Source organism: Streptomyces capitiformicae (assembly GCF_002214185.1).
GTDB classification, from domain to species: Bacteria; Actinomycetota; Actinomycetes; order Streptomycetales; family Streptomycetaceae; genus Streptomyces; species Streptomyces capitiformicae.
This window is the reverse complement of the sequence record NZ_CP022161.1, coordinates 1,711,676-1,735,756: the sequence shown is the minus strand read 5'-3', so window position 1 is coordinate 1,735,756 and position 24,081 is coordinate 1,711,676. Positions and strand designations below refer to the sequence as shown.

Annotated in this window: 18 protein-coding genes; 12 read left to right on the top strand and 6 right to left on the bottom strand. The window is 70.6% G+C overall.

Annotated features, from left to right (window positions below; genetic code table 11):
• Nucleotides 1-148 precede the first annotated feature (148 nt).
• The 4 genes from CES90_RS07715 to groL all read left to right on the top strand — a co-directional run bounded on the left by CES90_RS07715 (nucleotide 149) and on the right by groL (nucleotide 4,298).
• Nucleotides 149-1,057 (top strand): polysaccharide deacetylase family protein, encoded by a 909-nt coding sequence (locus CES90_RS07715; RefSeq protein WP_189782243.1) that lies wholly within the window; start codon nucleotides 149-151, stop codon nucleotides 1,055-1,057.
• The gene (locus CES90_RS07710; RefSeq protein ID WP_229913724.1) at nucleotides 1,054-2,004 is read left to right on the top strand and encodes a polysaccharide deacetylase family protein; all 951 of its coding nucleotides are present in this window, start codon (nucleotides 1,054-1,056) and stop codon (nucleotides 2,002-2,004) included. Before CES90_RS07715 ends, CES90_RS07710 begins: the two co-directional genes overlap by 4 nt.
• 238 nt (nucleotides 2,005-2,242) lie before the next feature.
• A complete protein-coding gene (gene groES, locus CES90_RS07705; protein WP_055493212.1) occupies nucleotides 2,243-2,551 on the top strand; it encodes a co-chaperone GroES in 309 nt (102 codons plus the stop codon).
• 118 nt (nucleotides 2,552-2,669) lie between these two features.
• Nucleotides 2,670-4,298, top strand: coding sequence for a chaperonin GroEL (gene groL, locus CES90_RS07700; protein ID WP_189782244.1), 1,629 nt, complete (start codon nucleotides 2,670-2,672; stop codon nucleotides 4,296-4,298).
• Nucleotides 4,299-4,396: 98 nt separating this feature from the next.
• Here groL and CES90_RS07695 read toward each other — a convergent pair whose 3' ends face one another.
• From CES90_RS07695 to CES90_RS07680, 4 genes are all read right to left on the bottom strand, one after another.
• Nucleotides 4,397-5,104 (bottom strand): ester cyclase, encoded by a 708-nt coding sequence (locus tag CES90_RS07695; protein ID WP_189782245.1) that lies wholly within the window; start codon nucleotides 5,102-5,104, stop codon nucleotides 4,397-4,399.
• A gap of 141 nt (nucleotides 5,105-5,245) precedes the next feature.
• Nucleotides 5,246-6,019 (bottom strand): SDR family NAD(P)-dependent oxidoreductase, encoded by a 774-nt coding sequence (locus CES90_RS07690; protein ID WP_189782246.1) that lies wholly within the window; start codon nucleotides 6,017-6,019, stop codon nucleotides 5,246-5,248.
• Between the two features lie 86 nt (nucleotides 6,020-6,105).
• Complete coding sequence (locus CES90_RS07685) at nucleotides 6,106-7,629, bottom strand: multicopper oxidase family protein (protein WP_189782247.1); 1,524 nt, start codon at nucleotides 7,627-7,629, stop codon at nucleotides 6,106-6,108.
• Between the two features lie 172 nt (nucleotides 7,630-7,801).
• Entirely contained in the window at nucleotides 7,802-8,482 is a 681-nt protein-coding gene (locus CES90_RS07680; protein WP_189782248.1) for an MOSC domain-containing protein, read from the bottom strand.
• Nucleotides 8,483-8,563: 81 nt separating this feature from the next.
• Here CES90_RS07680 and CES90_RS07675 point away from each other — a divergent pair, with 81 nt between their 5' ends.
• Nucleotides 8,564-9,466, top strand: coding sequence for a LysR family transcriptional regulator (locus CES90_RS07675; RefSeq protein WP_189782249.1), 903 nt, complete (start codon nucleotides 8,564-8,566; stop codon nucleotides 9,464-9,466).
• Between the two features lie 61 nt (nucleotides 9,467-9,527).
• On the opposite strand, the gene CES90_RS07670 is transcribed toward CES90_RS07675, so the two are convergent.
• Nucleotides 9,528-9,857 (bottom strand): WhiB family transcriptional regulator, encoded by a 330-nt coding sequence (locus CES90_RS07670; protein ID WP_189782250.1) that lies wholly within the window; start codon nucleotides 9,855-9,857, stop codon nucleotides 9,528-9,530.
• A gap of 401 nt (nucleotides 9,858-10,258) precedes the next feature.
• On the opposite strand from CES90_RS07670, the gene CES90_RS07665 reads away from it, so the two are divergent.
• From CES90_RS07665 to CES90_RS07650, 4 genes are all read left to right on the top strand, one after another.
• Nucleotides 10,259-10,870 carry a response regulator transcription factor gene (locus tag CES90_RS07665; RefSeq protein WP_003948568.1) on the top strand — a complete coding sequence of 204 codons (612 nt, stop codon included), beginning with the start codon at nucleotides 10,259-10,261 and terminating at the stop codon, nucleotides 10,868-10,870.
• A 280-nt stretch (nucleotides 10,871-11,150) separates the two neighbouring features.
• Nucleotides 11,151-11,726 (top strand): sigma-70 family RNA polymerase sigma factor, encoded by a 576-nt coding sequence (locus tag CES90_RS07660; RefSeq protein WP_005481141.1) that lies wholly within the window; start codon nucleotides 11,151-11,153, stop codon nucleotides 11,724-11,726.
• A gap of 167 nt (nucleotides 11,727-11,893) precedes the next feature.
• A complete protein-coding gene (guaB, locus tag CES90_RS07655) occupies nucleotides 11,894-13,396 on the top strand; it encodes an IMP dehydrogenase (RefSeq protein WP_189782251.1) in 1,503 nt (500 codons plus the stop codon).
• Between the two features lie 114 nt (nucleotides 13,397-13,510).
• On the top strand, nucleotides 13,511-14,635 hold the full coding sequence (locus CES90_RS07650; protein WP_189782252.1) for a GuaB3 family IMP dehydrogenase-related protein: 1,125 nt from the start codon (nucleotides 13,511-13,513) through the stop codon (nucleotides 14,633-14,635).
• 554 nt (nucleotides 14,636-15,189) lie between these two features.
• On the opposite strand, the gene CES90_RS07645 is transcribed toward CES90_RS07650, so the two are convergent.
• Entirely contained in the window at nucleotides 15,190-16,398 is a 1,209-nt protein-coding gene (locus CES90_RS07645; RefSeq protein WP_189782253.1) for a nucleotide sugar dehydrogenase, read from the bottom strand.
• A 280-nt stretch (nucleotides 16,399-16,678) separates the two neighbouring features.
• Here CES90_RS07645 and CES90_RS07640 point away from each other — a divergent pair, with 280 nt between their 5' ends.
• From CES90_RS07640 to CES90_RS07630, 3 genes are all read left to right on the top strand, one after another.
• A complete protein-coding gene (locus tag CES90_RS07640) occupies nucleotides 16,679-18,385 on the top strand; it encodes a glycerol-3-phosphate dehydrogenase/oxidase (RefSeq protein WP_189782254.1) in 1,707 nt (568 codons plus the stop codon).
• Between the two features lie 183 nt (nucleotides 18,386-18,568).
• Nucleotides 18,569-20,800, top strand: coding sequence for a serine/threonine-protein kinase (locus CES90_RS07635; protein ID WP_189782255.1), 2,232 nt, complete (start codon nucleotides 18,569-18,571; stop codon nucleotides 20,798-20,800).
• A 478-nt stretch (nucleotides 20,801-21,278) separates the two neighbouring features.
• Nucleotides 21,279-23,942, top strand: a complete 2,664-nt coding sequence (locus CES90_RS07630) for a protein kinase (RefSeq protein WP_189782256.1) — start codon at nucleotides 21,279-21,281, stop codon at nucleotides 23,940-23,942.
• Nucleotides 23,943-24,081: the final 139 nt, after the last annotated feature.

Below are 24,081 nucleotides of genomic sequence, written 5' to 3'. Positions count from 1 at the left end.
GGGGGGGGGGGGGGGGGGGGGGGGGGGGGGGGGGGGGGGGGGGGGGGGGGGGGGGGGGGGGGGGGGGGGGGGGGGGGGGGGGGGAGGGGGGGGGGGAGTCCGGGGCGGAATCGCCGCCCTCGCCGTACCCGCCGTCGCGGTCGCCGTCATGGTGTCCGGGTGTGCCGAGGGCGGCTCCAACGGCGGTTCCCGGGAGGACTCCGCAGAGGCCTCCAAAGAAGGCTCCGGGGCCGAACGCACGCGGCCTTTCCACGGTCAGCCCGGTGGTCGCCGGCCCCTTGTCGCACCCGCAGCCCGCGCCCTCGATGCCTACGCCGCGAAGCTCCGCCGGTCGCATGCGGCCCGGGTCGCCGCCGCGAAGCGCTGGGGGCTGGCCGAGCTGCCGCTGACCCCGCCCGTGCCGCCGGAGAGGAAGCCGGTCCTCGAGACCCGTAAGGGATTCGAGGTCGACCGGCATGTGCAGGACGGACTGCCGCCGGTCTTCACCACCATCCCCACCCGTGACAAGGTCGTCTTCCTCACCATCGACGACGGCGCCGAGAAGGACCCCGCGTTCCTGCGGATGATGAGCGAGCTGAAGATCCCGTACAGCGCGTTCCTCAGCGACTACCTGATCAAGGAAGACTACGGCTACTTCGAGCGCATGCGCGACCGTGGCGTCGTCCTCAACAACCACACCCTCAACCACCGCCTCATGCGCGCCCTCCCCTACGCCGCCCAGAAGCGCGAGATCTGCGGCATGCAGGACGTCATCGAGAAGCGGTACGGCACCCGGCCCACGCTCTTCCGGCCGCCGTACGGCAGCTACGACCAGGACACCCTGCGCGCCGCCAAGGTCTGCGGCATCAGGGCCGTCCCCCTCTGGAACGAGGAGGTCTTCGCCGACCGCTGGGAATACCGCGAGTCGGACCGCGCCCTCCGCCCGGGCGACATCGTCCTCAGCCACTTCCGGGGCCGCGGCGACTGGAAGGGCACCATGCCCGACATGATCCGCCGCTTCCTCGACCTGGTGACCGCCAAGGGGTACGCGGTGGCCCGGCTGGAGGACTACCTGTGAGGCGGCGGCGGGGTCCACGCCGGGCGCGTGGGCCGCACCTCCTGCCGGCGGGCGCTGCGACCCTGCTGGCGGCCGCGCTCCTTGCCGCCGGCTGCGGCGAGCGGCCCGCCGCCCCCGCCGATCCCGCCGCAGGTCCGGGCCCCCGCTCCGACCCGGCCGTCCCCGACCCCCACCACGCCCCCAACCCCTCCCCACCGCCGTACCGCCGCTGGGGCCTGTCCGCCCCCCTCGCCCCCGCGCCTAGCAACCCCGACCGGCCACCCGCCCCACGTGCGGCGGGGCCCGGGCTGCCGCCGGTCGTCGATCACATCCCCACCCGGGACAGAGTCGTCTTCCTGACGTACGACGACGGGGCCGAGAAGGACCCGCGATTCGTGGACATGGTGCGTGAACTGCGGCTTCCGGTGAGCTTGTTCCTCACGGACAGCGTGGTGGGTCCGGGGTACGGCCACTTCGCCCGGCTCCGCGCGGTCGGCGCGACCGTACAGAACCACACTCTCGACCACACCGCTCTGCGTGGCCTGCCGTACGCCGGGCAACGGGCCGAGATCTGCGGACAGCAGAACAAACTCAGACAGCGCTTCGGTATCCGCCCGACCCTCTTCCGCCCGCCCTACGGCGCCTACGACACCACCACGCTCCGCGCCGCCGCCGACTGCGGCATCTCGGCGGTCGTCCTGTGGCGCGCGTCCATGCGGATCACCGACCTCCCCCGCACCACCGGCGACCCCCGCACCACCGGCGACCCCCGCACCACCGGCGACCGCCTCCGCCCCGGCGACATCGTCCTGGCCCTCCCCCACCCTCGGCTTCGCCCGAGCGGGGGGACCCTCACCCGGGGTCCCGACCAGTTGAAGGGCGCCACGCTCACGCAGATGACGACCCGGCTGCTGCGCCGGATCCAGGAGCAGGGCCTGACGGTGGGGCGCCTGGAGGACTACCTCTGACCCCTGGTGACTCCTGGTGACCCCATGCGAAATCCGCATGGGAACATCCGCCGCCCCGCCCGCGATTAGCAGTCCGCTTGACCGAGTGCTAACCACGGTCATAGTCTCAGGTCTGGCACTCCCCCCTGGAGAGTGCCAACTACGCGACGGGCAGGTCCGGCACCCGCGACGACGGATCGACCTGGTCGCCACCTCAGACAGTTAACCCCGTGAGATCTCCGAAGGGGGAGGTCGGATCGTGACGACCGCCAGCTCCAAGGTTGCCATCAAGCCGCTCGAGGACCGCATTGTGGTCCAGCCGCTGGACGCCGAGCAGACCACGGCCTCTGGCCTGGTCATCCCGGACACCGCCAAGGAGAAGCCCCAGGAGGGCGTCGTCCTGGCCGTGGGCCCGGGTCGGTTCGAGAACGGCGAGCGCCTGCCGCTCGACGTCAAGACCGGCGACATCGTGCTGTACAGCAAGTACGGCGGCACCGAGGTGAAGTACAACGGCGAGGAGTACCTCGTCCTCTCGGCTCGCGACGTTCTCGCGATCATCGAGAAGTAAGCACTTCACCCGAAGCACATTGCTTGTGAGCTGCGCCCCTGGCCCCCGCGACCATTAATCAGCCGGGCGCCCGGGGCGCAGTTCGTTCACCACCATTTTCCGAGAGGGCTACGCTCCCATGGCGAAGATCCTGAAGTTCGACGAGGACGCCCGTCGCGCCCTCGAGCGCGGCGTCAACAAGCTTGCCGACACGGTCAAGGTGACGATCGGCCCCAAGGGCCGCAACGTCGTCATCGACAAGAAGTTCGGCGCCCCCACCATCACCAACGACGGTGTGACCATCGCCCGCGAGGTCGAGGTCGAGGACCCGTACGAGAACCTCGGCGCCCAGCTGGTGAAGGAGGTGGCGACCAAGACCAACGACATCGCGGGTGACGGCACCACCACCGCCACCGTGCTCGCCCAGGCGCTGGTGCGCGAGGGCCTGAAGAACGTCGCCGCCGGTGCCTCCCCGGCCGCCCTGAAGAAGGGCATCGACGCCGCCGTCGCGGCCGTCTCCGAGGACCTGCTCGCGTCGGCCCGTCCGATCGAGGAGAAGTCCGACATCGCCGCCGTCGCCGCGCTGTCCGCCCAGGACCAGCAGGTCGGCGAGCTCATCGCCGAGGCGATGGACAAGGTCGGCAAGGACGGTGTCATCACCGTCGAGGAGTCCAACACCTTCGGTCTGGAGCTGGACTTCACCGAGGGCATGGCCTTCGACAAGGGCTACCTGTCGCCGTACTTCGTCACGGACCAGGAGCGCATGGAGGCCGTCCTCGACGAGCCCTACATCCTCATCCACCAGGGCAAGATCGGCGCCATCGCCGACCTGCTGCCGCTGCTGGAGAAGGTCATCCAGTCCAACGCCTCGAAGCCGCTGCTGATCATCGCCGAGGACGTCGAGGGCGAGGCCCTGTCGACCCTCGTGGTCAACAAGATCCGCGGCACGTTCAACGCCGTCGCGGTCAAGGCCCCCGGCTTCGGCGACCGCCGCAAGGCGATGCTGCAGGACATGGCGACCCTCACCGGCGCCACGGTCATCTCCGAGGAGGTCGGCCTCAAGCTCGACCAGGTCGGCATCGACGTGCTCGGCTCCGCCCGCCGCATCACCGTCACCAAGGACGACACCACGATCGTCGACGGCGCCGGCAACTCCGAGGACGTCCAGGGCCGCGTCGCCCAGATCAAGTCCGAGATCGAGAACACCGACTCCGACTGGGACCGTGAGAAGCTCCAGGAGCGCCTCGCGAAGCTGGCCGGCGGCGTGTGCGTGATCAAGGTCGGCGCCGCCACCGAGGTGGAGCTGAAGGAGAAGAAGCACCGTCTGGAGGACGCCATCTCCGCGACCCGCGCCGCGGTCGAGGAGGGCATCGTCTCCGGTGGTGGCTCCGCGCTCGTCCACGCCGTCAAGGTCCTCGAGGGCAACCTCGACAAGACCGGCGACGAGGCCACCGGTGTCGCCGTCGTCCGCAAGGCCGCCGTCGAGCCGCTGCGCTGGATCGCGGAGAACGCGGGCCTGGAGGGTTACGTCATCACCTCCAAGGTCGCCGAGCTGGACAAGGGCCAGGGATTCAACGCCGCCACCGGCGAGTACGGCGACCTGGTGAAGCAGGGCGTCATCGACCCGGTCAAGGTCACCCGCTCCGCCCTGGAGAACGCCGCCTCCATCGCCTCCCTCCTCCTCACGACCGAGACCCTGGTCGTCGAGAAGAAGGAAGAGGAGCCGGCCGAGGCGGGCCACGGCCACGGTCACGGCCACGCCCACTGACGTACGCGTACCCGTACGCCGGTAAGCCGTAGCGAAGGCCCGGCACCCCTCGGGGTGCCGGGCCTTCCCGCGTCGGCCTGATCGGGTCTACCGCGGGTCTACCGCTCCAGATCCTCCAAGGCGCCCAGCTGGCTCATCAGCCCGAGCCTGTCGTACTGCCACCAGCCCTCGGCGATCTTCCCGTCTGCCGTGCACCGGTGAATGGTCGCCCCGGTCATGGAGACCTTCTTCCCGGTGGCCGGGATCCCGAGGAAATCGCCCTTGTGCGTCGCGTTCCAGGACCACCGGGTGCACACCCGGTCACCCTGCGCGATCTGGTCCTCGACCGTGAACGAGAAGTCGAACGCGCCCCGCCACATCCCGACCTCGCGCCTCATGGCGTCCATGCCTATCGTGTCCTGCGGGTTGGAGGGATCGTGGTCGTGGTAGTCCTCGACGAGCACGTCGTTGAGCGGCGGTAGTTCACCCTTCGTGGCCAGCGCCTCGAAGAACCTGCGCGCGGTCGCCGCGTACAACTGCTCGTCCCGTACGACATCCAGGTCCGTGAAGGTGGGCATCTCGTCGCAGAGCGCCACCATCTCCTGGAAGATGCGATCGGTCTCCGGCAGGTTCGAGTTCCGCATCGCCTCCTCGTACGACGGGAACTCCACGATCTCGATGAAGTGCGCCGCGTCGGACCGGTCCTTCCCGATGATGTTGTGCGTCGCCGTCCGCTTGCCCTTGGTCTGCTCGACCCACGAGTCCATCAGCCGGTTCATCTCATCGAACCGACTGGTCCTACAGTCGATGAGCTGCACAAATGTCATAACGCTGCCTCCGGCCCCCCTGGATCCGGTTGAACAGCACCATTGTCCCCCCGAGGGCCGACCCCCTCACTTTGGCATCGGCACGCCATGTGCGCCACCGTCCCGCTGATCGTCGACGCCCCGAGCCAAACACCACCCCGCCTACTGCGGCCCGTACTTGCGTCCCGTCTTCGAGCTGATCCCGCCGAGCAGCCCTCGCGGCACCACCTTCACCACACCCATCAGGGCCTTGTAACGCGGGTCGGGGATGGAGACGGTCTTCCCGCGGGACATGTCCGCCAGGGCGGCCGTCACCAGCTTGTCCGCGTCGAGCCACATCCACCCAGGGATGTTGTCCGTCCCCATTCCGGCCCGCTGATGGAACTCCGTACGCACGAACCCCGGGCACAGGGCCATCAGCCGCACCCCGCTGCCGTTCAGATCCCGGGCCGCGCCCTGCGTGAACTGCACGACCCACGCCTTCGACGCCCCGTAGGTGCCGCGCGGCACGAAGGCGGCGACCGACGCCACGTTGACGACCCCGCCCCGGCCCCGCTCCCGCATGGCCTCGGTCGCCGCCGAGGTCAGACGGAGCACCGCCTCGCAGTGCACCTTGAGCATCTTCAGCTCGTCAGCCATCGAAACGTCGAGGAAGTGGCCCTTGTTGCCGAAGCCCGCGTTGTTGACCAGCAGGTCGACCGGGTTCTTCCGGTCGCCCAGCCGCGCGGCCACCGCTTCGATGCCGTCGTCCGTCGCCAGGTCCGCGGTGAGCACCTCGGCCTCGATGCCGTGCCGGTCGTGCAACTCCGTGGCCTGCTCACGCAGCCGCTTGGTGTCACGCGCCACCAGGACGAGGTCGTGTCCGTCCGCCGCCAGCCGCCGCGCGAAGGCGGCACCGATACCCGCCGTCGATCCCGTAATCAGAGCCGTTGTCATGGCGTAAGCGTAGGGGCCCGGACCATGGAGATCCGCTTGCTGCACCGGCCCGCGCTCCGGATCCTGTACGGCACTCCCGCACCGGCTCACCGACCGTCATGGGCGTGCGCCGCGTGCCCCGCCGGTATGCCGGCCCGCTGCCCCTTCTCCACCACCACGAACTGTCCCATCATCCCCTGGTCCTCGTGGTACAGCAGATGGCAGTGGTACATGTACGGCGTGTCCGGGTCCGCCGGGCCGTCGAAGCGGAGGGCGAGCTTCATGGTCGTCCCGTGCGGCAGGAACACCGTGTCCTTGGGGCCGCGCAGCGCTGGCGGCGGTGTCTTCCCATTGACCTCCAGAACCCTGAACTGCACGTCGTGCACATGGAAGTTGTGCGGCATCCCGTTGCTGTTGCGGACCGTCCACACCTCCGTCGTACCCCGCGTGACCGTCTCGTCGACGCGGCTCATCTCCATGTCCCGCCCGTTGATCCCGGACAGCTTCAGGTCGAAGTGCCTGCCCCGTACCGCGGCGCCCTCGCCGTCGGGTATTTCCAACTCGCCCAGAGCGGAGGGAAGCTCGGCCGATGGGCGCAGCCGGTCGGCCGCCCGCAGCTCCAGTACGTCGAAGGAGTCGTCGCCCCCGCCGAACCGGCGCTGCCAGGCGTCCCCGTAGTTGTCCTGCGGGAAGCTGCGCAGCGTCACGCGTTCGCCCGCCCGCATCCGTACGACGATCTCGGCCCGCTCGCCCGGCGACAGCTGCACCCGGTCCATGGACGCCGGCCGCTCCAGCAGACCCCCGTCCGTCGCGACCAGGGCGAAGGCGCGGCCGTCCGGGAAGCCGAAGTCGTAGGTGCGTGCCGTGGAGGCGTTGAGCAGCCGCAGGCGTATGAGCTCGTCGTGGACTTCCCGATAGGGATTCAGGGTGCCGTTGACCAGGGTGCGGTCGCCCAGGAAGCCCAGGTCGCCCATGAAATCGTGGTCGTGGTCGAACTCGGCGCCGTCGAACCGCACGTCCTGCACGATGACGGGCAGATCGTCCACGCCGTACTCCTTCGGCAGGGCGAGCTTCGCGGACTCCTTGTCGTCGACGAGGAACAGCCCGGCCAGGCCCCGTGCCACGTGCTGTTCGGTCGCGCCGTGCGGGTGGGGGTGGTACCAGAGGGTCGCCGCCGGCTGGTTCACCGTCCACCGCGGACTCCAGGTGGCGCCGGGGGCGACCATCTGATGGGGGCCGCCGTCCATGCGCGCGGGCAGATGCATGCCGTGCCAGTGGACGGTGGACGCCTCGCCCAGACTGTTCCGTACCCGCACGCGGACCTTCTCGCCGCGCTCGGCACGCAGCGTGGGTCCGAGATAGGAGCCGTTGAAGCCCCAGGTCGGTGTCTTCCGGCCCTCCTCGAACTCCGTCTCGCCCGCCTGCATGCGCAGGTCGAAGACGCGTGTGCCGTCCTTGCCGACGGACGACCGCGCGAGCGGAGGTATCGCCAGCTCCTTGTCGAACGCGACCTTGCCGACCGTGCTGACGTCGGCGCCGGCCCACAGCCATGTGAACAGGCCGCCGACGATCAGCACCACGACGGTGACGACCGAGCTGAGCACGATGAGGACACGCTTGATCCGCGACATGCCTCCAGCGTTCCGGCCCGCCGCCCTGCGAACATCCGGGACAGCCCCCGGCCCGGCCCTGATTCGACCCTCACCCGCCCCCGGGGATTTCCCCTAGGAGCCGTGCGGTTCCTGGGCCGGCCGGGCGTGAGAGTGCTGCAAGGGCATCAGGTGCCGTGCGCCTCCGGTGAGTTCAGCCCTCCTCGGCCACGGCCTGCTTCGCCGCATACTTCCGCGCGCTCTCCAGCACCTCCGGGTGCAACGCCTCCCCTGCGGCCAACAGCCGTGGCAGCAGCGCGTGTTCGGACATCGTGGCCCGGAAGGTGAGGGCGACGGTGATGTCGTGGTCCGGGCGGTGGACGATCTCGATCGGGTCGCCCGCACGGATCTCGCCCGGCTGGATCACCCGCAGATACGCCCCGGGTGCACCCTTCCGCGTAAAGCGTTTGACCCAGCCCCGCTCACCCATGTGCTGCTGGAAGTTGAGGCAGGGGACACGGCCGGTGGTGACCTCCAGGATCACCTCGGCGCCGATCCGCCAGCGCTCGCCGATCAGCGCACCGGAGACGTCGAGCCCCTCGGTCGTGAGGTTCTCGCCGAAGGTACCGCTGCGCAGGGTGCGGCCCAGTTCTCGCTCCCATCCGTCCAGGTCCTCGCGCGCGAAGGCATAGACCGCCTGATCGTTACCTCCGTGGTGCTCCGTGTTGCACACCGCGTCCCCGGCCACCCCACTGGCGCCGACCGCCTTGGGCCCTGGCGCCGTCACCCGTACCGGCCCGGCCACCGGTCGCTTGTCGATGCCCGTCACGCTCTTCGACTCTTCCACGATGTCGACGGCCTTGGGACGTCCCACGTTCAGTGACAGAAGCTTCATGGCAGCCACGCTAAGAGAGCTGCGGGCAAAGTGTCGACGCATTATTCGACGCCAAGTCCAAGCCACGCTTATGCTCGGATCGTGATCGAGGCCCGTCATCTCCGTGTCCTGCGTGCCGTCGCCACCACCGGTTCCTTCTCGGCGGCGGGACGCGAACTCGGCTGCACCCAGCCCGCCGTCAGCCAGCAGATGAAGGCGCTCGAATCCTCCGTCGGTACGCCGCTGCTGGTCCGCGGCGGCCGTGAGATGCGGCTGACGCAGGCGGGCGAGGCGCTGGTGCGGCACGCGGCCGGGATCCTCGCCGGGCTCACCGCGGCCGAGGAGGAGGTCGCCGCCATCGCCGGGCTGCGTGCCGGTCGCGTGCGCCTGGTCTCGTTCCCCAGCGGCAGCTCCACCCTCGTCCCCACCGCTCTGGCCGCCCTCCGCGCCGCCCATCCCGGCACCCGGGTCTCCCTGGAGGAGGCCGAGCCGCCGCGCTCGGTCGAGATGCTCCGCGAGGGCGACTGCGACATCGCGCTCGCCTTCCGCCATGAGGGCGCGGCGGGCGCCGAGGCGGGGGAGTGGGACGACCTGGTCGTACGTCCGCTGCTCACCGACCGGCTCGTCGGACTCGTACCCCAGGGGCACCGACTGGCCCGTACGGGATCCATCGGTATCGGAGAACTCGCCGGGGAATCCTGGATCGCCGGCTGCCCGCGCTGCCGGGGGCAGCTGGTACGGGTCTGTGAGAGCGCGGGCTTCACGCCCCGCATCGACTTCGCGACCGACGACTACCCGGCGGTGGTCGGCCTGGTGGGCGCGGGCCTCGGGGTCGCCGTCCTGCCGGAGCTGGCCATCGAGTCCGTACGTCCCAAGGGGGTCCGGATGATCGCGGTCGAGCCGGTGCTGCGCCGCGAGATCGTGGCGCTCAGCCTGCCGGACCTGGCCCGGGTGCCCGCGGTGGCGGCGACGTTGGACCAACTGGCGAAGGCTGCCGCCAGGTAGGCCCGACGCCGCGGGCCCGGATCAGGGCACGCGCGCGTGCCCACCGTGCAAAAACGTTACTTCAGGTGTTCGGACCGGTGTCGCCTCGCGGTGCGGAAGCGGTCACCAGCCGGTGTCGCGCTCGGCCCATGAGCTCCTCGCGTTCGTCCTCGGTCAGGCCGCCCCACACGCCGTACGGCTCGCGCACCGCCAGGGCGTGGGCGGCGCACTGTGCGCGGACCGGGCATCGCATGCAGACCTCTTTGGCCGAGTTCTCACGGGCACTCCGTGCCGCACCGCGCTCTCCCTCGGGGTGGAAGAAGAGCGAACTGTCGACCCCGCGGCACGCCGCGAGGAGCTGCCAGTCCCATAGATCGGCGTTCGGTCCGGGAAGGCGGGAGAAATCTGCCATTACGTGTCCCCTTGTGGCTGTTCTGGGCAGATAACAGGTCATCGATACCCATGACCGTACATCGACTATCAAAGGAGATGAAAATATGACTCATTGCGAATCTATCCCCAGATGGCGGCGAATAGGAACAAAAACGGCTGAATGGGGCATAGGTTGTGATGAAACGTTGAGAGTCCCTTGTGCATGTCTGCACCGTGTCGGCTCCCTCACGTAGAGTGCCGAAGGTGACCAGCCATCCCGTAACTCTTTCGAGTGACCGTCGTTGAGACGGGTGGAGGCGGTTGAAGGAACAAGCGCTCGGGCAGGCGTTCGTGTCCGCTCGTGAGTATCGACCGCACAGGTGACGATTTCGTACCAGCCTGGAGGCTCAAGGTGACGCGCATCAGCTGCGGAGGGCGGCCATGACATCCGTCCTCGTCTGCGACGACTCCCCGCTTGCCCGAGAGGCGCTGCGCCGCGCGGTGGCGACCGTGCCCGGCGTCGAGCGCGTGACCACGGCGGCCAACGGCGAGGAAGTCCTCCGCCGCTGGGGGGCCGACCGCTCGGACCTGATTCTGATGGACGTACGCATGCCCGGTCTGGGCGGCGTCGAGACCGTACGGCGGCTGCTGTCCGCCGATCCCGGGGCGCGCATCATCATGCTCACCGTCGCCGAGGACCTGGACGGCGTGGCCCTCGCGGTCGCCGCCGGCGCGCGGGGCTACCTGCACAAGGACGCCTCCCGCGCGGAGCTGCGCGCCACGGTGACGCAGGCCCTCGCCGACCCGACCTGGCGGCTCGCCCCGCGCCGGCTGCGCTCCGCCGAGATGGGCGCCGCGCCGACGCTCACCGCGCGGGAGATCCAGGTCCTGGAGGGCATGAGCCACGGCCGTTCCAACGCCGAGATCGGGCGCGAGCTGTTCCTCTCCGAGGACACCGTCAAGACCCACGCCCGGCGGCTGTTCAAGAAGCTCGGCGCCTCGGACCGCGCGCACGCCGTGGCGCTCGGTTTCCGCTGGGGTCTGGTCCGCTGAGTGAGCCGTGACGGGGGTACGAGAATCCCCGCCTACCGCCAGGTGGGTGGGGGTGTCCACCGCGAGGTGGACGGCGGTGGCAACGCGGCCCGCCGGGTGCCCGCTGCTCGTTTCGCCGCGGATGCCGCATCCTTGAGGTGTGGAGTTCCTCGGGGAGCAGTCGAACGAGCGGGAGGGGAGGGCGCAGGAGATGAGTTCCGGCGCGCCTGCTCATAACGCTTCGGTGCACAACCATGGACGTGGCGCCACGGACCGGACGACCGCAAGGCACCATGGACCGATGCGCGACGACGAGACGACAGTGATCGGTGCGCTCGTGCATCGCGCGGTCGACGGGGACGAGCAGGCCACGCATGATCTGCTCGCCCATGTCCACCCCTTGGCCCTGCGCTATTGCCGCACGCGGCTGTCCCGGCTGCCGGGCGACGCGCGGCACTTCGTGGAGGACCTGGCGCAGGAGGTCTGCGTGGCCGTCCTCCTCGCGTTGCCGCGCTACAAGGACACCGGGCGGCCGTTCGAGGCGTTCGTCTTCGCCATCGCCGGCCACAAGGTGGCCGACCTCCAGCGTGCCGCGATGCGCCATCCCGGCTCCACGGCCGTCCCTTCGGACGAGATGCCGGAGCGCCCCGACGACTCCCTGGGCCCCGAGGAGCGCGCGCTGCTCAGCAGCGACGCCGAGTGGGCCAAAAAACTCTTGGCCAACCTCCCGGAGAATCAGCGGGAGCTGCTGCTCCTGCGGATCGCCGTGGGGCTCACGGCCGAGGAGACCGGCCAGATGCTGGGGATGTCGCCGGGTGCGGTACGGGTGGCACAGCACCGGGCCCTGAGCAGGCTCCGGGCGCTGGCCGAGCAGTAACGCCAAGGCCCGAGGCGGTAGTGGAAGGCGCCCCGAATGAACAGGCGGGGCGCCTTTTCCGTACGAACATACGAAGCCCGAGGTCACTTCGTACCGTGGAATGTGTGCCCCACGCTTCCCGTTAGCATGGACATCCGCACCGATCAAGGCCATTTGGGGAAGGTGTCATGACTGCCAACGTCGACGGAGTGCCCGAGAAATTCGCGACACTCGGGCTGACCTACGACGACGTGCTGCTGCTGCCGGGCGCATCCGAGGTGCTCCCCAACGCGGTCGACACCTCGTCCCGCATCTCCCGCAACGTCCGGGTGAACATCCCCCTGCTCTCGGCCGCGATGGACAAGGTCACCGAGTCCCGCATGGCCATCGCCATGGCCCGTCAGGGCGGCGTCGGCGTGCTTCACCGCAACCTCTCCGTCGAGGACCAGGCCAACCAGGTCGACCTGGTGAAGCGCTCCGAGTCCGGTATGGTCGCCGACCCGATCACCGTGCACCCGGACGCCACGCTCGCCGAGGCCGACGCCCTGTGCGCCAAGTTCCGCATCAGCGGCGTCCCGGTGACCGACGGCAACAAGAAGCTGCTCGGCATCGTCACCAACCGCGACATGGCCTTCGAGACCGACCGCTCGCGCCGGGTGCGCGAGGTCATGACCCCGATGCCGCTGGTCACCGGGCACGTCGGCATCTCCGGCGTCGAGGCCATGGAGCTGCTGCGCCGCCACAAGATCGAGAAGCTTCCCCTGGTCGACGAGGCGGGCATCCTCAAGGGCCTCATCACCGTCAAGGACTTCGTCAAGGCCGAGCAGTACCCCAACGCCGCCAAGGACGCGGAGGGCCGGCTGATCGTCGGCGCCGCCGTGGGCGCCAGCCCCGAGGCCCTGGATCGGGCCCAGGCGCTCGCCGAGGCCGGTGTGGACTTCCTGGTCGTCGACACCTCGCACGGCCACAACAGCAACGCCCTCAGCTGGATGTCGAAGATCAAGTCGAGCGTCGGTGTCGACGTGATCGGCGGCAACGTCGCCACGCGCGACGGCGCGCAGGCGCTGATCGACGCCGGTGTCGACGGCATCAAGGTGGGCGTCGGCCCCGGCTCGATCTGCACCACCCGCGTTGTCGCCGGCATTGGTGTCCCGCAGGTCACGGCCATCTACGAGGCCTCACTCGCGGCCCGTCCTGCGGGTGTCCCGCTGATCGGTGACGGCGGTCTGCAGTACTCCGGCGACATCGGCAAGGCGCTCGCCGCGGGCGCCGACACCGTGATGCTGGGCAGCCTCCTCGCGGGCTGCGAGGAGTCCCCCGGCGAGCTGCAGTTCATCAACGGCAAGCAGTTCAAGTCGTACCGCGGCATGGGATCGCTGGGCGCCATGCAGTCCCGGGGTCAGGGCCGGTCGTACTCGAAGGACCGCTACTTCCAGGCCGAGGTCGCCTCCGACGACAAGCTCGTGCCCGAGGGCATCGAGGGCCAGGTGCCCTACCGCGGCCCGCTGGCCAACGTGCTGCACCAGCTCGTCGGCGGTCTGCGCCAGACCATGGGGTATGTGGGTGCCGCCACCATCGAGGAGATGGAAACCAAGGGCCGCTTCGTCCGCATCACGTCGGCGGGCCTCAAGGAGAGCCACCCGCACGACATTCAGATGACGGTCGAGGCGCCGAACTACAGCCGTAAGTAGGCGGCAGGCCTTCCTTGTGTCCGGCCAGGGCGGCTCCGGAGCATCCGGGGCCGCCCTCGTCGTGCCCGTCGGTGATACTGGAAGGCGCAGAAGCGAAGAGGAAAGGCCACACACGTGACTGAGATCGAGATCGGGCGCGGCAAGCGCGGCCGCCGGGCGTACGCCTTCGACGACATCGCCGTCGTCCCCAGCCGTCGTACGCGCGACCCGAAGGAGGTCTCGATCGCCTGGCAGATCGACGCCTACCGCTTCGAGCTGCCCTTCCTGGCCGCCCCCATGGACTCGGTCGTCTCCCCGGCCACCGCGATCCGCATCGGCGAGATGGGTGGCCTCGGCGTCCTGAACCTCGAAGGCCTGTGGACGCGGTACGAGGACCCGCAGCCGCTGCTCGACGAGATCACCGGGCTGCCCGACGAGGCCGCGACCCGCCGCCTCCAGGAGATCTACGCGGCTCCCATCAAGGAAGAGCTGATCGGGCAGCGCATCAAGGAGGTGCGCGACTCCGGTGTCGTCACCGCCGCCGCGCTCTCCCCGCAGCGCACCGCCCAGTTCTCCAAGGCCGTCGTGGACGCGGGCGTCGACATCTTCGTCATCCGTGGTACGACCGTGTCGGCGGAGCACGTCTCCGGCTCGCACGAGCCGCTGAACCTGAAGCAGTTCATCTACGAGCTGGACGTCCCGGTGATCGTGGGCGGCTGCGCCACGTACACGGCCGCCCTGCACCTGATGCGCACGGGCGCGGCCGGCGTCCTCGTCGGCTTCGGCGGCGGCGCCGCGCACACCACGCGCAATGTGCTCGGCATCCAGGTCCCGATGGCCACGGCGGTCGCGGACGTCGCCGCCGCCCGCCGGGACTACATGGACGAGTCCGGCGGCCGGTACGTGCACGTCATCGCCGACGGTGGTGTCGGCTGGTCCGGTGACCTCCCCAAGGCGATCGCCTGCGGCGCGGACGCCGTGATGATGGGTTCGCCGCTGGCCCGCGCCACGGACGCGCCCGGCAAGGGCAACCACTGGGGCATGGAGGCGGTGAACGAGGAGCTGCCGCGCGGCAAGAAGGTGGACCTGGGCACGGTCGGCACGCTGGAGGAGGTCCTCACCGGGCCCTCGCACACCCCCGACGGTTCCATGAACCTGTTCGGTGCGCTGCGGCGGGCGATGGCCACGACCGGGTACAGCGAGCTGAAGGAGTTCCAGCGGGTCGAGGTGACGGTGGCGGACTCGCAGCACAGGCGGTGAGGTGACGCCGCGCTCGGCGTGAGCGGCAGGAGGGGCTCGGTTGCCTGTGGGTGACCGGGCCCCTTTCGTGTGCCCAAGTGGGCTGGTGGGGGCGTGGGTTGTGGGTAGGGGCGCGTGGTTGCGTTCGGGGCGAATGTGGGCCGAACGGGCTTAGCAGGGCGATAGCGTCCTTCTCGGCGCCCCAGTTCTGTTGGGAGCCCCCTTCCAAGGACATGGTCCGGACCCCGCCCTCGGGGCCCGGCCCGATTTCCGACGGACCGTCCACCGGGCCACTGGGCGGTGTGTGGAAGGGGGCGCCCATGGGACGTCACCGCAAGCCCACCCGCTGGGACCGGATCCGTCTTCGGATGGTGAAGTGCCGGAGGAGGTGGATCTTGCGGATCTACGGAAGGTGAGCGGCCGCCCCCAAGCAGAATAGGGGCGGACACTCCGTGAACCTTCCAGGAGCTCGTCGCAGTGGCCTCTGCGGTGGGCTCCACCTGTTCCGTACGGTACCGGCGTGGGCCGCCATCTGCCACCGACCCCGGAGGCCAATGCTGTCCCGTGCGCCCCTTTCACAACCTGTGCGCCGCCCCCGTAGGCGTAGCCCCCCGTGTGTCCAGCAACAATTGCGCCTTCACCGACAGGCCCTGCAAGTCGTACGTCCGATGCTGCTGGAGGAGGATCGTCAGGTCGGCGTCGGCGGTGGCCTCGTAGAGGGAGTCGGCTCGGGGGATGGGGCGGTCGAGAACGCTCCAGGTGGGGACGTGGGGGTCGTGGTAGCTGACGTGGGCGCCCAGTTCGAGGAGGCGGCGGGCGATTTCGTCGGCGGGGGTGCCCTGTTGGTCGGGGACGTCGGGTTTGTAGGTGATGCCGAGGAGGAGGACGCGTGCGCCTCGGGCGGACTTGCCGTGCTCGTTGAGGAGGGTGGCGGCGCGCTGGACGACGTACTGGGGCATGTGGTTGTTGACCCGTTGGGCCAGTTCGACCATGCGCAGGGAGCGGGGTGAGTGTCCGGACAGGTCCTGAGGGAGGGCGTGGCCGCCGACGCCGGGGCCGGGGCGGAAGGCATGGAAGCCGAACGGCTTGGTCTCGGCGCAGCGGATGACGTCCCAGAGGTCGACGCCCAGGTCGTGGCAGAGGACGGCCATCTCGTTGACGAGGGCGATGTTGACGTGCCGGTAGTTGGTCTCCAGGAGCTGCACCGTCTCGGCCTCGCGTGTGCCACGCGCGCGTACCACCTTGTCGGTGAGGCGGCCGTAGAAGGCGGCGGCCGACTCGGTGCAGGCGGGGGTGAGACCGCCGATCACCTTGGGGGTGTTGGCGGGGCCGAAGTCGCGGTTGCCCGGGTCGACGCGGGCGGGGGAGTACGCGAGGTGGAAGTCGCGGCCCGCGCGCAGCCGTGAGCCCTCTTCCAGGAGCGGGCGGAGGAAGCCCTCCGTAGTGCCCGGGTGGACGGGGGACTCCAGGATGACCGTGGTGTGCGGGCGCAGATGGGCGGCCAGGGTGCGGGCGGCTTCACCCACCTGGGCGAGGTCGGGGGCGCCGTCCGCGCCGTGTGGCGTGGGGGCGCAGATGACGGCCGTACGGACGCGACCGAGTTCGGCGGGGTTGGTGGCGGGCCGGAAGCCCTGGGCGAGCATGCGGCGCAGTTCGGCGGGGGTGAGGGAGCCGCCCTCGGGGCCGGTGCGGTAACCGATCGTCGCGATGCCGGCGGCGACGGCGGCCTGGGCCAGCGGAAGGCCCAGTTGGCCGAGTCCGATGACGGCGAGATCTGCGGGCATGGCGTGGGCCGTCCTTCCCAGTAACCGAAGCGGGACAGACGCGCAAGCCCTGTGGACTGGATGAGCGAGCGCAATGTCACACTAGGCGTAAATATGACCGATATGCGGGATTGGGGAGTTGATTTTCTGTGCGCGTCCTGCGGAGTTATCCACAGGCTGAGGGCCGGTGGTGGCCGAACTCGGGCAACACGGTCAGAATTTTGGGCAGGGGATGCGAGCCGGGTCTCGCATGACGGGCATCGACAGGTGAGGCCGGCGCGACGAGCAGCGGGAGGCAGCGGTGAGGACAGCGGCACTGGGACCGGCGCAGCGCGCCGAGTCACTGGCGGGTATGGCCGAGCGCGAGCTGGATGTGCTGGTCGTGGGCGGTGGCGTGGTCGGCGCGGGAACCGCGCTGGACGCGGTGACGAGAGGACTCTCCACCGGGCTGGTCGAGGCGCGTGACTGGGCGTCGGGTACGTCCAGCCGGTCCAGCAAGCTGATCCATGGCGGACTGCGCTATCTGGAGATGCTCGACTTCGCCCTCGTACGGGAGGCGTTGAAGGAACGCGGGCTGTTGCTGGAGCGCCTGGCACCGCATCTGGTGAAGCCGGTGCCGTTCCTGTATCCGTTGCAGCGCCAGGGCTGGGAGCGGTGGTACGCGGGCTCGGGCGTCGCGTTGTACGACGGGATGTCGATGGCGCGCGGACATGGCCGAGGGCTGCCGCTGCACCGTCATCTGACGCGTCGGCACGCGCTGCGGGTCGCGCCCTGTTTGAAGAAGGACGCGTTGGTCGGGGCGTTGCAGTACTACGACGCGCAGATGGACGACGCGCGCTATGTGGCGACCCTGGTGCGTACGGCGGCGTCGTACGGGGCGAAGGCCGCCAACCGCGCGCGTGTGACGGGGTTTCTGCGCGAGGGTGAGCGGGTTGTCGGAGCCAGGGTGCAGGACGTCGAGGCCGGCGGCGAGTACGAGGTCCACGCGCGGCAGATCGTGAACGCGACCGGGGTGTGGACCGACGACACCCAGGCGATGGTGGGCGAGCGCGGGCAGTTCCACGTACGGGCGTCCAAAGGCATCCATCTGGTCGTGCCCAAGGACCGGATCCATTCCACGACCGGGCTCATCCTGCGGACCGAGAAGTCCGTGCTGTTCGTGATCCCCTGGGGGCGGCACTGGATCGTGGGGACGACGGACACCGACTGGGACCTCGACAAGGCCCATCCGGCGGCGTCCAGCGCGGACATCGACTATCTGCTGGAGCGTGTGAACTCCGTCCTGGCCGTGCCGCTGACCAGGGACGACGTACAGGGTGTGTACGCGGGGCTGCGGCCGCTGCTCGCCGGGGAGTCGGAGGCCACGAGCAAGCTGTCACGCGAGCACATCGTCGCCCATCCGGTGCCGGGGCTCGTGGTCGTGGCCGGCGGCAAGTACACGACGTACCGGGTCATGGCCAAGGACGCGGTGGACGCGGCGGTGCACGGGCTCGACCAGCGGGTCGCCGAGTGCGTCACCGAGGATGTGCCGCTGCTCGGGGCGGAGGGGTATCGGGCGCTGTGGAACGCGCGGGCGCGGACAGCGGCGAGCACCGGGCTCCATGTGGTGCGCGTGGAGCACCTGTTGAACCGGTACGGGGCCGCGGCCGAGGAGGTGCTCGACCTCATCGCCGCCGACGCCTCGCTGGGTGAGCCGTTGCAGGCCGCCGACGACTATCTGCGGGCCGAGGTGGTGTACGCCGCGTCGCACGAAGGGGCGCGGCACCTCGATGACGTGCTGACCCGGCGTACGCGGATATCGATCGAGACGTTCGACCGGGGGACGCGTAGTGCGAGGGAGGCCGCGGAGTTGATGGCTCCCGTGCTCGGGTGGGACGAGGACCAGATCGAACGGGAGGTCCAGCACTACGAGAAGAGAGTGGAGGCCGAGCGGGAATCGCAGCGGCAGCCGGACGATCTGACGGCCGATGCGGCTCGGTTGGGGGCGCCGGACATCGTGCCCTTGTAGTGGGGCTGGGCCTTCGGGCTCGTTGTTGAACGCCGGACGGGCTGACTGTTGGCCGGTCCTGGATGTCTGACGGTGAGGGGGTTCGTAGCGGGGTGGCTTGTTGAGGGGCACCCTGGGCGTGGGGCGGTCGGCGGGTGGGTGACAATGGAGGCTCTGTCAGGGCGGGTTGTATCGAGGGGACGCATGTCGGAGGCGGAGCGGGCTGGGGAATCCCGTCAGGACAAGGACGCACGTCTCCTCGCCGGGCGGTACCGGCTGGGAGGGGTGCTCGGTCGCGGCGGCATGGGCACGGTATGGCGGGCGAAGGACGAGACGCTGGGCCGTACGGTCGCCGTCAAGGAGCTGCGGTTCCCGTCGAGCATCGACGAGGACGAGAAGCGACGGCTGATCACGCGTACCCTGCGGGAGGCCAAGGCGATCGCGCGGATCCGTAACAACGCCGCTGTGACGGTCTTCGATGTGGTGCACGAGGACGACCGGCCCTGGATCGTCATGGAGCTCGTCGAGGGCAAGTCGCTCGCCGAGGTCATCCGCGAGGACGGAGTGCTCGAACCGAGGCGGGCCGCCGAGGTGGGCCTCGCGATCCTCGACGTCCTGCGTGCCGCGCACCGCGAGGGCATCCTGCACCGGGACGTGAAGCCGTCGAACGTGCTGATCGACAAGCACGACGGCCGGGTCGTCCTCACCGACTTCGGTATCGCGCAGGTCGAGGGCGACCCCTCCATCACCTCGACCGGCATGCTCGTCGGCGCGCCCTCCTACATCTCGCCGGAGCGGGCGCGCGGCCACAAGCCCGGGCCCGCGGCCGACCTGTGGTCGCTCGGCGGTCTGCTCTACGCGGCGGTCGAAGGCGTGCCGCCCTACGACAAGGGGTCGGCCATAGCGACGCTGACCGCGGTGATGACCGAGCCGGTGCCGGACCCCAAGAGGGCCGGGCCGCTGAAGGACGTCATCTTCGGGCTGCTCACCAAGGACCCGGAGCGGCGGCTCGACGACGCGGGTGCGCGGGCGATGCTCAACACAGTGATCCACGCGCCCGACCCCAAGGAGGCCGAGCCGCTGGACGCGACGCGGGTCGTGCCGTTGCCGCCGGTGCCGGAGGAGCGTCCGAAGAAGGGCGGTTCCGGCGGGGCCGGGGCCAAGCGGGGCGAAGACGGCGGCGGTGAGCGGCCGCGTGCGCCGCGCTGGTCCATGCGGAAGGGCGCGGCCGGGGCGGTTGCGGCCGGGTCCGCTGCCGTGGCCGCCGGTATCGCGCGGGGTACGACGTCCGCTGGTGACTCTGGTGGGACTTCGGGCGGTAATCCGGGCGGGAGCTCCGGGGGTACCTCTGGGGGGACCTCTCGTGGGGCGGGGGTCGCGAAGGCCGCTTCTTCCGCTTCGTCGGCGGCTGTTTCGGCCAAGTCCGCGTCCGTGGGGGTTTCGCCGAGTGCGGCCGCCAGGAGTGGATCGGCTGCCGAGAAGGCCGAGCGGGCCACGGGCGCCGGCGCTTCCGGGCAGGGCGCCGGCAAGCCGGTGGCCGGGGCCGTCGGGGCGCGTGGCGGGGACGTCGGCGTGGGCAACTCCGTTTCGGCGGGACGGACTTCGGGGTGGCCCCAGATGCCGCCGCCGGATCTGCCGCCGCGGCCCGTGCCCCGGGCGCCGATCACCGATGTGGTGTCGCGGCGGACGTTGGCGCTCATCGCGGTGGCCGTGGTGCTGGTCGTCCTCGGGACCGTACTGGCGCTCAACCTCGGTGGCGACGACGGCAGTTCGGACAACAGCAAGGGCACCGACACCAAGGTCGCCGCGTCCAGCGGGGCGGCCTCGGGGAGCAGCGGCGAGGACGAGAGCAAGGACCAGGACAAGGGGTCCGCTCCCAGTCCTGACGGTCACACGACGCAGGAAGCCGGCGGATCGGCGGGGGTCGCGAGCGGTTCGCCCAGCGCCGGTTCCGGTACGTCGAGCGGGTCGGCGAGCGGCGACGGCTCCGGGGACTCCGGGGACCTCGCCACCGAGACGTACCAGAGCAGCCAGGGGTTCTCCATCGGGCTGCCGCAGGAGTGGAAGTACCAGTCCACCGACGCGGCGGGGGCCCGTTTCACCGGCCCTGACGGACAGAAGCTGCTCGTCGGATGGACGAGCACCCCGAAGGACGACCCGGTCGCGGACTGGAAGAACCAAGAGGGCGCGATGAGGCGCTCGCAGTACCAGCGGATCCGAATAGAGGCGGTGAACTTCCGGGGCTGGAACACGGCCGACTGGGAGTTCACCTATATGGAGAGCGGCACGAAGTACCGGTCGATCGACCGGGGATTCGTCGTCGACTCCCAGCAGGGGTACGCGCTGATGTACACCGCCAAGGCGTCGGAGTGGAGCGGCGAGCTGCGCAAGGACACGTGGCAGACGTTCACGAAGACGTTCGAACCGAAGTCGTGATGCGGCTCGCCCACGGGGTGTGATCCGTGGGGGTGCGTGCGAGGGCATGCGCCCGTGCGACGCCATGCGCCCGTGCGACGCCATGCGCCCGTGCGGTGGCGTGAACGTGGGTGACGGCGGGCCGTCGAGGGCTGCCGGAGGGCCGTTGTGCGCCGGTGCTCATCTCGTTATGGACATGTGAGAGTCCGTGTTTTGGTTCGGGGTGCCGTACAGGGGCGTGTGGGGGCGCGGGGCGGTGTGAGCTCCAGCGATGTGAGTTCGACGTCGGGAGTTGGGGCCGGCGTGTGAGTTCGGAGACGGGTGTTCCGGGGAAGATCGAGGGCGTTCGAGCGCTTTCGAGGCGGGTGAGATGTCGCATCCCCTCAATGCCTGTTGCCTCCGGCACGTATCGTGAATGGCTGCGGACCGTACGCATCCAGAACGGAACGGGACGCGCAGCGAACGGACTTGACCGACCGGGCGGCCGAGGGAGGGCATCGTGGACGAATACGCGGGACGAGTACTCGCGGACCGCTATCGCCTGCCGCTGCCGCCCTCCGACGAGTTCGAACTCGCCGAGACCAGGGCCTTCGACACCTACAGCGGACAGGAAGTCCTGGTACGGCAGGTGCCGTTGCCCGAGGTCGTCGAGGCGGAGGTACTCGACTCCGACGGCTTGCCCGAGGGGTACGTGGCGCGGGACGGCGGGACGCGCCGGAGTGCGGCGCGGACCACGCGCCGCCCGACCGACCCGGCCGTACGACGGGCCATCGAGGCGGCGCAGGCCGCCGCGCAGATCCCCGACCATCCCCGGCTCGACCAGGTCTTCGACGTGTTCGCCGAGGGCGGCTCGCTGTGGATAGTGAGCGAGTTGGTGTCCGCGCGGCCGCTCGCGGCGCTGCTCGCGGAGCAACCGCTGACCCCGTACCGGGCGGCCGAGGTCGCCTCCGACGTACTCACCGCGCTGCGGGCCCTGCACGCCCACGGCTGGGTGCACCGCAACATCACCGCCCGTACGGTGCTCGTCTGCGACGACGGCCGAGTGATGCTCACGGGGCTGGCGGCCGGGGCGGCGGAAGAGGCGCTGTGCGGGTACGACCCGGTGCCGGCACGGGATTTCGAGGGACATTCGGGTTCGGGGGCGCCGCCCGTCGGTGACTCCCGTGGGTCCGGAGGCGTCGCAGGTCCGGGTCCAGGTCCGGGGACGCCCGGTGGTTCCGGCGTGCGCGGGGCTCTGGCTCCCGGTGGTGCACTGCCCGGTGGTGGTGCCGGAGCCGGTGCCGGAGCCGGGGATCCCGAGGCCGCGCGGCGGGCCGCGATAGAGGCGCGGGCGGGCAGCGCGGCGCCGGTCACGGACCCGTCCGGAGGACAGCGCGCGCTGGACGCCGGCGGTGACGCCCGGGCGGCGCGGGCGGGCGCGATCGCCGCGTACCGCGCGGGGGCGAGGGCGGCGGCCCGTGTGAACGTCGACCAACGGGGCGGCAGCGGCACGGGGTTGCCGGCGCAGCGCCCGGCACCAGGGGCGGGCCAGGACGGAACGGGGCCGTCGACCACCGGATACACCGGCGCCCTGAACTCCGGCGCCCTGAACCCCGGCCTGGAGACGACACCCGTACCGCCGGGCCAGATCGCCGACCCGTACGGCGTCGGCTCGCGCGGCGGTGCCCCGAAGGCCTGGCACGGTGCGGGGCCGCGCGGCGGTAACGGGCCGAACGGCCCGGCGCTTCCCGCCGCCAACGACACCTTCACCCTCGACGGCCATGGCAACACCCCTGTCGGCACCCCCGCGCAGGGCAACGGGGCTCCGGTGAGCGACGCTCCCGTCCCCGCCGGTGGCGCGGACGGCACCCCCTGGGACCGGGGCGTCGGCGGTGCTGCACCCCGGAGGGGTCCCGCCACCGCGCTCGCCGCCGAGCGGGCCCGGCAGGCGCGGATGGCCGTGGTCGGGCCCGTGACGGAGCGGTGGGCGCCGGAGCAGGCCGGGCCGGTGCACGAGAACTGGCAGCTGGCGGCGCCGATCGGGCCCGCGACGGACCTGTGGGCGCTGGGGGCGTTGCTGTTCCGCGCCGTGCAGGGGCATGCGCCGTACCCGGAGGAGAACACCGCCGAGCTGGTGGAGATGGTGTGCTCGGAGCCGCCCGCGTTCGCCGAGGAGTGCGGACCGCTCCGGCCGGTCGTGGAGTCGCTGCTGCGGCAGGACCCCACCGAGCGGCTGGACTTCGAGGAGCTGCGCGGCTGGCTGCGCTCTCTCGTGCGGTCGGCGCCGGAGCCCGAGGCCGGCACGCATGTCATCGCGGCACCGCCTGTCGACGCGAGCCGGCTGCCGATCGTACGGCGCCGGGGCGAGCTCGTCCGCCGGCGCCGGGCCGGGCTGCCCGCGACCAGCGCGCACGCCCGTCACCGCCGTGCCCGGGAGAAGCCCCCGCAGCCCCGCAAGCTCGGCCGGAACCTGCTTCTGCTGATCCTGCTCGCGCTGGCCGCGGCGGTCACCTACGCCATGGTGTTCATGCCCAAGGCCCAGCCGAGCAGCGGAGCCGACAGCGGTACGGGCACGCGTACGGACACCGCCGCGCAGCCGAGCGCCGAGCCGGAGGCGAGCAGCCAGGCGCGGCCCGACCAGAACTCCAGCTCGCCCGACGGGGGCGAGAGCGAGGCCAGCCCCTCGGAGTCGTCCGGCTCGACGCAGGCACAGACCGGCAACTCCGACGTGGCCCAGGGGTTCACCCTGCGCAAGGACGCCGAGGGCTTCGAAGTGGCCGTCGCCAACGGGTGGGACCGCAGCCCCAAGAACGGGCGCGGCCAGGTCGTGTACTCCCAGGGCGACTTCGAGCTGATCCTCGTGCCCGGGCGGGACAGCGCGCAGAGCTACGGCAGCGATCCGCTGAAGTACCAGCGGGAGGACGAGCGTGAGTTGCAGCCGTTCCGCGACTCGTCGTGGGCCACATCCGGAGGGATGCGGCTGATCGAGGTCGGCGGAGTGACCAGCGCCGAGGGGCAGTTCACCTGGCAGGACGCCGAGGGGCGCGGCATCTTCGTACGGAATCTCGCGATGCTCCTCGACGGGCGTTACCACGTGGTGCAGTTGCGCGGGCCGGAGGCCGAGCGGGACGAGGTGACGCGGTTGTTCGAGCAGGCGTCGGCGACGTATCGGGTGACCGGCTGAGCCGGCTGTGCACCGCTTCGGCGGCGGTGTCCGACCGGCGTGTATCGCCCAGGCGCCGGAAGGTTGCGCTCCGTTGGCGGAAGCGATAACCGTCACAGTGCGGTCTCTGTGCGGGCGGGCCGGTTTCCCGGGGTGACGG